Origin of the sequence: Frankia tisae (assembly GCF_025403405.1) — a bacterium.
Classification (GTDB): Bacteria; Actinomycetota; Actinomycetes; order Frankiales; family Frankiaceae; genus Frankia; species Frankia tisai.
On the sequence record NZ_JANEZT010000025.1, the window covers coordinates 19,237 to 32,427 of the forward strand.

At 71.1% G+C, this 13,191-nt stretch carries 10 protein-coding genes; 2 read left to right on the forward strand and 8 right to left on the reverse strand.

Features of this window, described 5'->3' with window-relative positions:
* The first annotated feature begins 101 nt into the window (after positions 1-101).
* Positions 102-575 (forward strand): pyridoxamine 5'-phosphate oxidase family protein, encoded by a 474-nt coding sequence (locus tag NBZ85_RS04245; protein ID WP_261554514.1) that lies wholly within the window; start codon positions 102-104, stop codon positions 573-575.
* A 63-nt stretch (positions 576-638) separates the two neighbouring features.
* Here the strand turns inward: NBZ85_RS04245 and NBZ85_RS04250 are convergent, their stop codons facing one another.
* The 5 genes from NBZ85_RS04250 to NBZ85_RS04265 all read right to left on the reverse strand — a co-directional run bounded on the left by NBZ85_RS04250 (position 639) and on the right by NBZ85_RS04265 (position 5,719).
* Positions 639-2,300 carry a SpoIIE family protein phosphatase gene (locus NBZ85_RS04250; RefSeq protein ID WP_261554513.1) on the reverse strand — a complete coding sequence of 554 codons (1,662 nt, stop codon included), beginning with the start codon at positions 2,298-2,300 and terminating at the stop codon, positions 639-641.
* A gap of 199 nt (positions 2,301-2,499) precedes the next feature.
* Complete coding sequence (locus NBZ85_RS04255; RefSeq protein ID WP_261554512.1) at positions 2,500-3,297, reverse strand: FadR/GntR family transcriptional regulator; 798 nt, start codon at positions 3,295-3,297, stop codon at positions 2,500-2,502.
* A gap of 225 nt (positions 3,298-3,522) precedes the next feature.
* Positions 3,523-4,308 carry an enoyl-CoA hydratase/isomerase family protein gene (locus NBZ85_RS04260; RefSeq protein ID WP_261554511.1) on the reverse strand — a complete coding sequence of 262 codons (786 nt, stop codon included), beginning with the start codon at positions 4,306-4,308 and terminating at the stop codon, positions 3,523-3,525.
* 333 nt (positions 4,309-4,641) lie between these two features.
* On the reverse strand, positions 4,642-5,271 hold the full coding sequence (locus NBZ85_RS32970) for a GtrA family protein (RefSeq protein ID WP_368861334.1): 630 nt from the start codon (positions 5,269-5,271) through the stop codon (positions 4,642-4,644).
* Positions 5,272-5,323: 52 nt separating this feature from the next.
* Positions 5,324-5,719, reverse strand: coding sequence for a glycosyltransferase family protein (locus NBZ85_RS04265; protein WP_261554510.1), 396 nt, complete (start codon positions 5,717-5,719; stop codon positions 5,324-5,326).
* A gap of 1,138 nt (positions 5,720-6,857) precedes the next feature.
* On the opposite strand from NBZ85_RS04265, the gene NBZ85_RS04270 reads away from it, so the two are divergent.
* Positions 6,858-7,325: a helix-turn-helix transcriptional regulator gene (locus NBZ85_RS04270; protein ID WP_261554509.1), complete on the forward strand. Its 468-nt coding sequence runs from the start codon at positions 6,858-6,860 to the stop codon at positions 7,323-7,325.
* A 300-nt stretch (positions 7,326-7,625) separates the two neighbouring features.
* On the opposite strand, the gene NBZ85_RS04275 is transcribed toward NBZ85_RS04270, so the two are convergent.
* The 3 genes from NBZ85_RS04275 to NBZ85_RS04285 form a co-directional block, all read right to left on the reverse strand.
* Complete coding sequence (locus NBZ85_RS04275; protein ID WP_261554508.1) at positions 7,626-8,912, reverse strand: ABC transporter substrate-binding protein; 1,287 nt, start codon at positions 8,910-8,912, stop codon at positions 7,626-7,628.
* 479 nt (positions 8,913-9,391) lie between these two features.
* Positions 9,392-10,120, reverse strand: a complete 729-nt coding sequence (locus NBZ85_RS04280) for an ABC transporter ATP-binding protein (protein WP_261554507.1) — start codon at positions 10,118-10,120, stop codon at positions 9,392-9,394.
* Positions 10,117-12,945: a branched-chain amino acid ABC transporter permease/ATP-binding protein gene (locus tag NBZ85_RS04285; RefSeq protein WP_261554506.1), complete on the reverse strand. Its 2,829-nt coding sequence runs from the start codon at positions 12,943-12,945 to the stop codon at positions 10,117-10,119. Before NBZ85_RS04285 ends, NBZ85_RS04280 begins: the two co-directional genes overlap by 4 nt.
* Between the last annotated feature and the right edge of the window lie 246 nt (positions 12,946-13,191).

Here is a 13,191-nt window from a genome sequence, read left to right on the forward strand (position 1 = left end):
CTCCCGCGGGGCACGCCGGCCTACGGTCGAACCGGGCGTCGCCGCAACGGTCCGGGCGCGCCGTCGATCCGGACGCCCACCCAGCGACGAGGGGAAACGCGATGACATCGACGAGTGTGGGTGCGCGGGAGTTCACCATCAGCGCCAGCGACAAGACGACCGTCACCATCGACCACGCCGGGGGTGGTGTCCTACCCGCGGCGACGTGTCTGTGGCTGCTCGCCGGCGAGCAGGTGGGCCGGGTCGCGTTCCGCGCGGACGGGGAGATCCTCGTCCTGCCGGTGAACTACGTGCTGGACGGGGACGCCATCGCCTTCCGTACGGCCACCGGTTCCAAGCTGGCCGCCGCCCTCGAGGAGGACGCCGTCGGGTTCGAGGTCGACGGCCACGACCCGGTGGCCCGCGCGGGCTGGAGTGTTCTGATCAACGGCCGGGCGGCGGCGGTCAACGACCCGCAGACGCTGGCCAGGCTGGAGAAGACCGGACTCGCCCCGTGGGCGGACCGCATCGCCCATCCGCACTGGGTGCGCATCCTGCCCGAGTCGATGACCGGCCGGGTCGTCGCCCACTCCTGAGGGCCCCCTGGCGGGGTCGTACCCCGGGCCGGCCCACGACTGCCCGGCGGGGCGAGCCGGCCGTCAGTCCAGGCCGACGGCGAGCAGGCAGACGTCGTCGTCGCGACCGGCCGGGGCGACGATCTCCGCCAGGATCCCGTCGCACAGGTCCTCCAGTCCGCCGCCGGAGTCGGGCCCACCCGCCGGGCCGGGACCGGGTGGAAACCCGGCGCCTGCGGCGGCGGCGAACACGTCGAGGCGCTCCGACAGCGGTGTCTCGCGCCGTTCGATCAGCCCGTCGCTGTAGAGCAGCAGCCGGCAGCCGGCCGGCAGCGACAACACGCTCTGCCCGTACCGATGGTCCGGCGACGCGCCGAGGATGGGGCCGTGCACCTGTTCGAGGTAACGCGTGGACCGCCCGACGATCAACAGCGGCGGGGGATGTCCCGCGCAGGACCAGGTCAGCCGCCGCTCGCCCGGCGTGAGCAGGGCGACGACGGCGGTGGCCAGCACCTCGTCGCCCTGGCCGGCGAGGTTCGCGGCGAGCTGGGTGGTGATCTCCGCCGGAGTCCGCCCCTGCAGCGCGTAGGCCCGGGTGGCCTGGTACAGCTCCGCCATGATCGCGATCGCGTTGAGCCCGTGGCCGCCGACGTCCCCGACCACGAGCATGAGCTCGCCGTCCGGCAGCACGACGGCGTCATACCAGTCGCCGCCGATGCCGACGTCCCGGCTCGCCGGCAGGTACCGGGCACTGAGACGCACGCCGGCGAGATGGGGCAGCCGCTGCGGCAGGATCGCCCGTTGCATGACGGCCACCAGCGTCGTCTGGCGCTCGTAGAGCCGGGCCCGTTCGAAGGCGTGGGCGCACGTCCCGGCGAGGGTCTGCAGGAACGCCTGATCGCCCGGGTCGAAGTCGCGGGACACTCCCCAGACGAGTACGAGGACGCCGATGAGCCGATCGGAGACGATCAGCGGCAGGTGGGCGCAGGCGTTCAGCTCGAGAACCCGTACCGGCTCCTCCCGATCCGGGTAGTCGACGAGGTACTCGGCCCGGCTGCGGTGGTAGCGGGGCCGCCGGTCGCGCGCGACGTCGGCGGCGGCGGCCGGTCCGCGACCGGCCAGGCCCGGCCACAGCGCCAGGACCGGCGACGTGGCCGGGCGCACGATGCTGCGGTACGGCTCGCCGTCGTCGCCGTAGAGCAGGACTGCGGCGAAGATGATTCCGAGGTCGGCGGTGGCGGTGTGCACGACCACGTCGCCGAGCTCGTCGACGGTCAGGGCCCGCTCGAGCGCGTGGGTGACGTCGAGCAGGCGGGTGGCGCGCCACAGGGCGGTGGACCCCGGGCCGGCGCCGGGCCGGTCGGGCTGCACGGCGCTGACGTCGCCGACCAGCCCGACCATCCGGACCACGCCGTCCGACTCATCGCGCAGGACGGCCCCTCGGACCTGGACCCAGCGGACCGCGCCATCCGGTCGCAGGATCCGGTACTCCTCCAGGACCGCGCCGGCGGTGCGGGCCGCGTCGAACATCGCCGTGCGCACGCCCGTCACGTCATCCGGGTGGACCATGGCGAACGCGGCGTCCATGGTCCCCTCGACCTCGTCCGAGGCGAGTCCGCACAGTGCCGCCGTCAGATCGTCACACGTGAACCGACCGGTGGCCAGCTCCCAGCTCCACACGCCGACCCCCGCGGCGGCCAGGGCCAGCTCGGGCGCACGGACCGCGCGACCCGTTCGCAGTCCCACCTCCGCGCCGCCCTCCCGCCGCGCATCAACGGCAACCCACGGCCGCACTGCTCCGGCCCGGGACCCCGATGTTCGGCCTGTCCGCCAATCTTCCCCCGGGGCACCGCTGGGCACACTTTGGGACGCCGGCCGGGACCGGGGCCGGCTCCCGCGGGCGCCCGGGTCGACGGGACCGGGCTGGGCCCGGCCCTGCCTCGGGCTACTCGAGGATGTCGATGACGCCGGCGGCGTCGAAGCCGCGCAACAGCGACTCGTTGGCGGAGATCAGATGGCGCCGCCAGAACCGCTCCGCCTCGTCGGCCTCGCCGGCCCGCACGAGGCTGATCAGCTTCTCGTACGCCCTGACCGCCCGGCGATACTGCAACTGCACCTCGTCCGGCTCGGACTCGTAGTGCGTCCTCGTCGCGGTCGCCATGTGCCGCGCGAGGATCTCCTGGATCATGCCGGCCGTGACCACGAGGGCACGGTTGCCGGACTGCTTGACGACGACCTCGTGGAACCGGGCGAACGCCGTCCCGACAGCGTCGCCGCTCACGTCCTGGGCCAGCCGGGCGGTCAGGTCGTCGAGCGCGGCGGCAAGCGCCTCGATCGCGTCGTCGGAGCCTCGATCGGCAACCAGCCAGGCGGCCAGCGGCTCGATGCCGAGGCGGGCGACAAGCACCTCGCCGAGGGTGGTGCCCGCGACGGCGAGCAGCAGCCCGGCCGGGCGGGCGACCACCTCGGGGCCCGGTACCCGGATGCGGGCGCCGGTGCGGGAGCCACGCCGGACCTCGACGAGGGACTCGGCCTCCAGCACCCGCACGGCCTCGCGCAGCGTCGGGCGGGAGACCCCGAAGTGGGTCATGAGCTCGGCTTCGCGCGGTAGGTAGTCGCCGTCGCGCAGCTCCCCCGTGACGATCATACGACGCAGCCGGCGCGTGAGCAGCTCGGCCGTCTTCGGGGATCGCACGTCAGCCCCGGACCGGCCCTCCGGCAGAGAGAAGACCGGGGCGGCCATGGGATCGACTCCTCGCGTAGGGAACGTCGGATGCTGCGGACCTGGGATCTATAGCCGCGATACCGGTCGGGACCACGGAATCGCGGTACCGACCTCATGCTACTACAGAGTCAACTTAGTTACCTTTGAGCAGATGCGACGCCTGTGACCCGGGATGCGCGGCCGGTTGCAAAACGATACCTGCCGGGACGGGCCCAGCGGCACCCGCACCCGCCGGCGTGACCATCAACGCACCTCATAGCCGCCGCGGGTCGCCGGCTGCGTGCGCGACGTGCCCGGCGGGGTCGCGACCTGCACGTAGAGCAGCCCGGTGCGCAGGGCCTGCGTCCGGGTGGAGTCCAACGACTCCCAGATCGCCCGCACGGTCTGCTGGACCGCCACGGTCGGGTGCCGGGCGATGCGCTGCGCGATGTCCTGCGCCCGCGGCCACAACCGGTCACGAGGGACGACCTCGCTGACGAACCCGATCTCGTGGGCGCGCCTGGCCGACATCCGTTCGTCGTTACCGAGCAGCGCCATGCGCAGCACCTCACCGATCGGGATGCGCCGCGCCAGCCCGATCGGCTCCAGCGCCGCGGTCATCCCGAAGGTGACGTGCGGGTCGAAGAAGGTCGCCTCCTCGCCGGCGATGATGATGTCGGCCTCGTTCAGCCAGTACAGCGCCCCACCCGCAGCCATCCCCTGCACCGCGCACACCAGCGGCTTCCAGCACTGGTTGAACTTCGGGGAGAGGTAGGCGGCCGGGTCGACCTGCTTGAGGGGCTCCTTCGCGAGGTCGTAGCCCTCGACCACGTCGACGCCGGTACTGAAGGCGCGCTCGCCCTGCGCCCGCAGGACGACGACATGCACGTCGTCGGTGACGGCCGCGAAGTCCCAGATCACCCGGAAGTCGTCCAGCACCTCCTGGTTGAACGAGTTGAGCCGGTCGGGCCGGTTGAGCGTGAGGGTGAGAACGTGATCATCACCCAGGGTCACGAGAACGCTCGTCAGCACGGGTACCTCGGCCGGCATGTCGTTGCCTCCTCGTATCGGCGACCCGCCGGACCCTCGGTGGCCCGGGGCACGCGGGACGCGGGACGCGACCCTGCGGCAGCGCGCCCGATGACATGTATAACTCAGTGCGCGAGGAAAGTTCAACCTCTCGCCGCCGCGCCAGCCGGACGGGCCGGTGGGGGCACTATTCGCAGTCCATCGCAGGCGGACCGCACGACGCACTTCACCGCAGATCGGAGTGGACATCCACGCATCATCCGAGCTGATCGAACTCGTCGGGACAGTTCGGGCCCGGCGTTCCCGACCTATGCCCCGATCCAGGTGAACGCGAATCACACAGAGCGGACAACCTCATGACACCCCGCGCCACGGACCCGGGCGGACGCTACTCGATTTGCCTGCCCCGTAATCGCCGCACACCGCCCGGCGGGCGCTGGACCGACCCCGACCCCACCGGCGTCGCATTCTCGACACCGGCCCACCCGGAGCCCGACGGACGGTCAGACACGGCCCGGATGGAACACCCGTGCACGCAAGGAGCGCAAACCGGACGATGGTGGCCAGAAGGCCACTGACCAGCACGGTGACTATCGCCGAGAGCACCCCCGAGCCCCGCCACAGCAGAGGTGAAACGGCCAGCGCCGCACTGGAGATGATCAGGGCCGCCCCGAAGACCATCGCGGACCCCGTGAACCGAGGCGCCCACCGCTGACTGCCGGAGCGACGGAACGTGAACCGACGGTTCGCCCACGCGTTTCCCACCACCGCGATGCACAGGGACACCGGATTGGCGTCGAATGCCAACAGCACCCTCCTGAGCAGGGCGTAAAGGGCGATGTACGACGGCGTGGAGATGGTTCCGATCACCGCGAACAGGCCGAGCTGGGCCCTCATCCCGGCCGGCGGCCGCGCCGCCGCCCGCTCGGCCGGCAGCTCGACACGCCCCCGACCTGCGAGGATGCGCAGCCCCACCCGCCACATCCCACCCAGGTCCGCCAGCGCCGTGGCGACGGCGTCGGCGCCCGAGTCCGGGTCAGTCCACCCGGTCGACGGGCAGGCAGTAGGAGCCGCGCCACGTCCGCCCGCACCTCCTTGAAGCCACACCGGGCGCCCCAGAAGAAGCTGCGGAAGATGATTTCCCGCCTCGAGCCGCGGAAAACCGGGCGCCGCGCCGCAGCCGGGATCCGATGGCGATTTCCGAAGGCAGATCCCGGCCTTTGACGTCGAGCTGCCGAACCTGGGCACGGGATAGTTCCGCCGCCATCCGGTCCGCAACGACGAGCGTCCGGTACATGCTCGCTTTGTCGACGATCGTGATACGCCATCCATAGGGATAGAGGTCGGTGAGGCAGGTGCGCAGACGGCGCACACTGCGTTCCAGCGCCGCCTCCTCGCTGTAGACCGGAATCGCTACGTCGACGCGATTCATGACGGGTGGCCTCGCCGCATGCGAGAAAATTGCATCGGTGCTGGACGGCACGGTTTCCCCTGGACTCCAGGGTGAACGGAGCCGTGCCCTGAGGCCGGGCGAGAAACGCGGGAACGGCCCTGGGACAACCGATCGGGACGGCGGGTATCACCGGCCATGCGGATGGCGGCGAGGTCCGTCGGCGACGGCCGATCCGCGCTTCCAGGGCCTGGCATTCGTAGAGGTTCGACGAAGAGGTGTCGGTCAGAACCCGGAAATCCTGGAGGAGGTCGGCCGGCGAGATGTCGATGGCGGGCTCCGGAATCCCGCCGCCGCCGAACGGCGAGGCCGGCCCGCCCGGTGAGCCTGCAGGTAGGCGAGCATCGGTGGGGTGATCAGGTCGACGGGCCGGCGGTGGGGTCGCTGCCCTGGCGGGGATGGCACGGCGGGGATGGCACTATGCCACGAACTGCTCATCGACCGGGCCGCGGCGGCGCAGTAGATGTTGCCGTAACCGTTGCGGTCCAGGCGCCTGAGATCGAGGGCCGCACCAAAGATCAGGACTGCGGTCAGTGCCGCCCATTCCAGGCTGCGGCCCAGGCGGATTCCCGTGCATCCGCCCACTTCATCGGCCTCCGACCCACCTAATAAAGACGGGCGCTCATCGGATAACCTGGCGGAGCCGCTTTCGTCGCCGGCCCCCGCGCCGGCAACCTACGTGTCCCGGGTCCTCCATTAATCTCCTTCCGTGCCCGTCACAAACCGGTGGGAGGGTAGAGCGGCGGCGTGAGCGGCCGCACCCGAGGGAACCCCCGTTCGGGGTAGGGATCAGGATCCTCATCCGGACTTCCCCGGCGCCGTGAGAGTCTGTTCTCGCACATCGGAGCGGGCGGCATTGACGACATGGCCGAACCGCGAGATAACCTTTTCGATGTAGCCGACAGTGGGGTCCGACGAAGGCATCCCGAGCCCGGAGGGAGTTGGTGTGGCGGCGCACCCACTTCACCCGAGCCCGGACCATGCACGGCCTCCCACAAAGGTGGTGTACGGCTGATCCCCTGCCCGACCCTCGGATGAATTTGCCGGACTGTCGGCGATGGGCCGGCGATCCTCATCCGGAGCGGTCGGGTAAACCGGAGTGGACAGGGAGAGGAGCACGATGGGCCCAATGGTTTCGGACTCGCCCGCTGTGCAGGTGCGCCTGCACCGGACGATGACCGCCGCAGGCTTCGACCGAGCGTCGGGTCCTTTCACCACCGACAACCAGCCGACCGACGCGCGGACCCAGCGGGAACGGGTTCGCCTGGCCCAGATCGAGCTGCTCGAGCTCAGCGCGCAGCTCACGACGCCCCACCTGCGACGCCAGATCCTGCGCATCTACTCTCTGCTACGCAGCGAGCCGGTAGTGCAGAGCCCGGCGAAGCCACCGCCCTTCCGCCTCACCCTGCGTGAGATGGAGGTGCTCACTCTGGTGGCCACCGGGTGTTCCAACGTCGAGGCGGCGGAGCAGCTCACCATCCGGGCCGAGACGGTCAAGACCTACATGCGCAGCATCATGCGCAAGATGGGGGTACGCAACCGGACGGCCGCGGTGCACACCGCCCGGCAGATCGGTCTGCTGGACTGACCGGCAGCACCCGCGGCGGCAGGACCCGCATCCGCAATACCGGCACTACGGTGCCACAAACACCACCGGCACCTTCCGGCGCCATCGCCGGCGGCCCTTCCCGGCCACCGCTCGGCACTGCCCCGCTCGGGCCACGCCACGGTCCGTCGGCCCGCTCCGGCACTCCCTCCATGCCGGATCGCGACCACTCCGGAACATGACAACGGGCTCGGATCGGACAGCATCGTCCGATCCGAGCCCTTGCCGTCGATGCCCGGATGGCACCGACGGGTACGACGCCGACGGGTACGGCGGGCCTGTCTAGCCGGCGGCGAACAGGCTGGCCGCGTCGACCGTCCTGACACCGGTCGCCTTGGTGCCCTTGAGAGTTGCCTCGACGGAGCTGGCCGAGCACAGCGCCTTCAGGCTCGGGATGGCGCTGCCGTCGCAGGAGAACGTCAGCCCGTGACCAGCGGGCATCGTGATGTTCCGGGCAGCCTGCAGGGTGGAGGTCACCGAGGCCGGGGTGACCTCACCGTTGATGCCTTTGAGCGCCCGCGCGAGGCCCAGGACCGTCTGGTAGCCGGTGACCGCGTAGCCGTCGGTCTGCGTCTTCGGCGCGTACCGGGCCATCACCGTGCGGTACAGCTTCGCCTCCGGGTCGTCGGAGTCGGTGTCCGACGGCGTGAACAGGATCGAGCCGTCGAGCTGGCCCGGCGCCGCGTCGTCGACGGTCTTCGACACGCACGGCTGGATCACGAACTTCGGCTGGGTGGCGCCCACGGCCTGGAAGGCCTTGAACACCGAGGTGCAGTGGGTGGCGTCGCCGACGAGGGCGAGAGCGTCCGGCTTCTTGCCGATCGCCGAGGTCACCTGGGAGGTGGCGTCGGCCGAGCCCTGCGGGATGGAGATGACGTCCAGGTCCACGCCGGACTTCTGGAACACCGGCTTGCCCAGCGCGTTCGCCCCGGTGATCGCGGCCGGCACGTCCGTGACGAACAGCGCCACCCGCTTGTAGCCCTTCTCCTTCGCGTAGCTCGCCATCGTGCCCAGCGTGGCGGGGAAGGCCCCGGTCCACGAGAACACGCCGTCGGTGGCGAACTCGGAACCGGCGGTCGCAGTGCCCGTGACGTAGGGGATCTTCGCGCCGGTGATGACCGGCACGAGGGTGTCACCGAAGCCGGTGGTCCCGGTGCCGACCGCGGTGACCTTCTGCTCGACCATCTGGTTGGCGCAGGTGCGGGCGGAGGCCGCGTCCTCCTGCGACTTGCAGACGACCAGCTGGATGGGCCGCCCGCCGATGCCGCCGAGGTAGTCGTTGGCGTAGGCGACGGCCGCCTGGGCGCCCTCACGGACCTCGGGCAGGGATACCGCGCTGCCGCCCTCCGCGGTGATAAAACCGATCTTCACTGGCGCGCCGGACGCCTTCGTGCCCGGCGGCAGCGTCACCGTCGCCGCGGTCGGCCCGGGCGAACCGCCCGCGTCGTCGCCGCTGCTGCTCCCGCCGCCGCAGGCCGCCGGTAACAGTGCCAGGCCGAGGACTAAGAACGCCGCTCCCGCCCGCACGCTGCGGCGCCCACCGTGCCAGTACCTGCTCCTCGTGCCCACTGCTCCTCCATCTCACCGTCAGGCCGCCCGGTAGGAGGCGGGTGTCCCCGCCGGTCGCACGGCCCGTTCGATCCCGGTTCCGGCCCGTCCTCACCGGTGGCAACGGCCACAGCCGCCCGAAAGCGCAACGTAGATTACCTAGTAATCTACGTTGTAGAGGTTACCAAATTCATCGCGAGAACGGAATGGATGACCGCCGCTTCGCGGCAACCATGCGCCTCCGACAGCGACCCGACCCCGATTCGACCGCGGCCCGACCGCGGCCCGACCGCGGCCCGACCGCGGCCCGTTGATGCACCGGTGGCCGCAGGGTGCGAAAGCGCCGGCGAGCTGATCCGCTCGCCGAGTCGAGCGAACCCGGGTGTGCCGGGCAGTCCCGGACGGCACGCGGGCGCGGCCATCAAACGCCGGAATGCAATACCGGATGGGCAGGCGCCGAAAGTGGCACCGGTAATACGACGAATGCGATTCGCCGACGCTCAGACGACTGCCTTCTGCGGGACGTGCCGCTCGCTGAGGTAGGCCCGTTCCAGCAGCTCGGGCTTCGCCCGTAGCTCGGCCGCGGGCCCTGCCAGCACCTCCTCGCCGTGCGCAAGCACCACCGCGTGGTCGGCGATGCCCATGACCAGGTGCACGTGCTGCTCGACGAGCAGCACCGCTGCCGACGTGCCGGTAGCCACCGCCCGCACGACCGGCAGGAGCTCCTGCACGACGACCGGGGCGAGCCCCATACTCAGCTCGTCGATCAGCAGGATGCGCGGGCGCTGCACGAGCGCCCGTCCGATGGCGAGCATCTGCTGCTCACCGCCGGAGAGCATCCCGGCCCGGACGTCGAGCCGCTTGCGCAGCGCCGGGAAGTAGTCCAGCACCTCGTCGACACTCAGCCCGTCCCTGACCCGCCCGAGCTGGAGGTTCTCCCGGGAGGTCAGGGTGGTGAACAGGGACCGGTCGTCCGGCACCAGCACGACACCGAGCCTGGACAGCGCCCGCGGGCTGGCCCGGTTCACGCCCTGCCCGTGCACGGTGACCTCGCCGCCGAGCGCGGGCAGCAGCCCGGCGAGCGTCAGCAGGACCGTGGTCTTGCCGGCGCCGTTCGGCCCGAGCAGGGCGACGACCTCACCCTCACGCAGCGTCAGATCGAAGCCGCGCACCACCGGCACCCGGTCGTATCCCGCGTTCAGCCCGCGGGTCTGCAGCAACTCGGTCACCCGACGCTCTCCTTCTCCATCGATGCGGACGGTCCGGGCGGAGTCGCGGGCTGTGGCGGAACGGGAGTGCTGCCGAGGTAGGCCTCGGCGACCGCCGGATGGTTCTTGATCTCCTCGGGCGAGCCGCTGGCGATCACTGCGCCGAGAGCCAGCACGACGATCCGGTCGCAGACGCCGAGCACGAGGTTCATGTCGTGGTCGACGAGCACGATCGTCACCCCGGTGCGGGCCACCTCGCGCAACCGCTCGCCGAGCCAGAGACTCTCGGTGCTGTCCAGGCCGCCGGCCGGTTCGTCGAGCAGGAGCACGCGCGGCCGGCCGGCGAGCGCCCGCGCGATCGAGACCAGTTGCCGATGGCCCTGCGACAGCTCGCGGACCGGGCTCTCGCGGACCTCGTGCAGTTGCAGGGCGCGGTAGAGCCGGTCGAGGTAGTCGGCGTGATCGGCGGGTAGCCGGCCGCCGCCGCCGCGGGCCGCGGCCTCACCGACGGCGACGTTCTCGGCGACCGAGAGGTCCTCGTACAGCTCGATGCCCTGGAAGGTGCGGCCCAGGCCCTTGCGAATCCGGTGGTGCGGTTTGAGCCCGTCGAGCCGGATGCCCTCGAACTCGACCTCGCCGGTTGCGGCGGTGAACCCGCTGATCGCGTCGATCAGGGTCGTCTTACCCGCGCCGTTGGGGCCGATCAGACCGACGACCTGGCCCTGGCCGAAGTCGAGGCTGACGTCCTGCACGGCCCGCACGCCGCCGTACTGAACCCCGACTCCCCGCAGAGTGAGCATGATCCGCTCGGCGCCGGCGGTCGCCGCAGCCGCGATGGCATCGACCGGTTCGCCTGCGGGGGTGGTCGCCGCGGTGGCGTCGGCGGTGGGCAGGACCGGCGGCTCGGCGCGCAGCCGCTTCGACCGCAGAGCCGCCCACCAGGTGTGGACGGGGCCGACGGCGCCCTCCGGGTTGAGCAGCACGGACAGGACCAGGGCAAGACCCGTGATGACCTGGTACCAGCTGCCGAGATCGACCGCCTTGTCCAGCGCGACGAACAGCAGCCCGCCCGCGCCGAGGACGCCGGCGAGCAGACCGCCGGAGACCGAGGTGATCCCGGCGAGGTAGGCGGTGGCGAACAGGGCCAGACCGCCGACGACGGAGAAGGACTCGGCGTCCACGAGGGTCTGCTGGTAGCCCATCAGCGCGCCGCCGAGGCCCGCGATGAACGACCCGATCGCAAAGGCGGCGATCTTGACGCGGGCGACGTCGATGCCGGCGGCCGCCGCCGAGCGCTCGTTGGCGCGCACGGCGAGCATGGCCGCGCCGAGGCGGCTGCGCCGCAGCTCCGCGACGGCCAGCGCGACACCGATGAGGACCATCAGGCAGAGCAGGCCGAACTGGATGCGTGGGTAGTTCTCGCCCGCGCCGATGCGTAGGTTGAGCCCCCACAGCTTCGGATCGGCCACCTTCGCCCCGGCCGTCCCGCCGTTGACGTCCGGGTTGCGGAACCAGATCGACTCGACCGCCATGCCCAGGGCGAGCGTCACCACGGCGACGGGCAGGCCGCGGATGCGCAGCGCGGGCAGGCCAACGACGACACCGATGATCATTGCGCCGAGCGCGGCGAGCAGCGGTGCGATCGGGAACGGGATGTTCCAGTCGGTCGTCATCCGGCTGACGAGGAAGCCACCCACCCCGGCGAGGGTCAGCTGTGCGAGCGAGACCTGGCCGGCGTACCCGGTGACGACCACCAGCGAGAGCGTGACGATGCCGAGCAGCATCGAGGTGACGACCGCCGCCCGCATCGAGCCGGAGGTGGCGACCAGCAGCACGACCGCCACGGCGGCCGGGATGACGATGTTCAGCAGCCGGTGGCGCGGCCGGGGCGCCTGGCCGAGGTTGGCGCGGATGAGCATGCCGCGGGTCGGCAGCGGCCGGCCGCGAAAGACCAGGTACGCCAGGATGACCACGAGCGGGACGAGCTGGCCCAGGCCCTGCTGCGGCAGCCAGGAGTGCTGGGACTGCAGGTACTGCAGCTCGGACTGCACCATCCCGATGAGCAGGCCGGCGCCGACGGCCAGGCCCAGGGAGTTGAAGCCGGCCACCAGGGCGGCGGCCAGCGCCGGGACGATGAACAGCGTGTAGGAGACCGGGATGAGCGGCACGATCGGCGAGATCAGGATGCCGGACAGGCCGGCGACCACGGCGCCGATGGCCCAGTTGGCCAACGCGATGCGGTCCGGCGACAGGCCGGTGACCAGCGCGCCCTTCTCCGTCTCCGCGGCGGCCCGGGTGGCCAGGCCGAACCGGGTGAAGCGGAAGACCCCGGCGAGGGCGAGCGCGAGGACGACGATCGTCAGGGCGAACCACAGCTTGTCACCCTGGATGCGCAGGTCGCCGATCGTGTAGCTGTCGCTGGGCAGGATCCGCTTGACCGACACCGGCGTCGTGCCGACCCGCTGGGCGAGCAGCGCCTGGATGACGATGAGCAGACCGATGGAGGCGACGGCCTTGGCGACCGGCGGCGCGGCGCGCAGCCAGCGGAACACCAGCACGTAGAGCAGGACTCCGAGCAGCGCGGCGATGGCCAGCGAGACCAGCAGGGCGGGCCACAGACCCCAGTGGGAGCCGACGGAGACCGTCTTCGGTAAGCCGGGGATCGGCAGCAGCAGCGCGCCCCTGCGCAGGAACGCGTACGTGTACGCGGTGTACAGAGCGATGGCGCCGGTGGCGAAGTTGACCACGCCCGAGCTGCGGTAAGTGACCACCAGGCCGAGCGCGAGCGCCCCGAAGACGGCTCCGCTCCCCAGCCCGAGTAGCAGGAAGACGATGTGTTGGGTCATCGCAGGCGATGTCTCCCCTCACCCTCCGTCGGCGCAGCCGCGAAGTGATCGATTGCAGGTGGGTCCGGGCGGGACGGGTCGGCCCTGTCGGCGCGCCTCAACGGACCCGGTCGACAGCTCGTGAGACGTGCAGCACACCGCTATCTTTGTAAACTAGGTACTCGATCTGGTCAAGCGGCGCTCGATCTCGTCAAGCAGTGGCCTGCCGCGACCGCGCCCGGGCAGCTCGCGGTCGAGGCGAGACAG

What these genes read in the sequence shown, in the direction of transcription:
- NBZ85_RS04260 (WP_261554511.1), bottom strand. Translation starts at nt 4,308, where the DNA reads ATGCCGGCCGAGGTACCCGTGCTGACGAGCGTTCTCGTGACCCTGGGT.
- NBZ85_RS04265 (WP_261554510.1), bottom strand. Translation starts at nt 5,719, where the DNA reads ATGAATCGCGTCGACGTAGCGATTCCGGTCTACAGCGAGGAGGCGGCG.
- NBZ85_RS04245 (WP_261554514.1), top strand. Translation starts at nt 102, where the DNA reads ATGACATCGACGAGTGTGGGTGCGCGGGAGTTCACCATCAGCGCCAGC.
- NBZ85_RS04285 (WP_261554506.1), bottom strand. Translation starts at nt 12,945, where the DNA reads ATGACCCAACACATCGTCTTCCTGCTACTCGGGCTGGGGAGCGGAGCC.
- NBZ85_RS04270 (WP_261554509.1), top strand. Translation starts at nt 6,858, where the DNA reads ATGGGCCCAATGGTTTCGGACTCGCCCGCTGTGCAGGTGCGCCTGCAC.
- NBZ85_RS04255 (WP_261554512.1), bottom strand. Translation starts at nt 3,297, where the DNA reads ATGGCCGCCCCGGTCTTCTCTCTGCCGGAGGGCCGGTCCGGGGCTGAC.
- NBZ85_RS32970 (WP_368861334.1), bottom strand. Translation starts at nt 5,271, where the DNA reads ATGTGGCGGGTGGGGCTGCGCATCCTCGCAGGTCGGGGGCGTGTCGAG.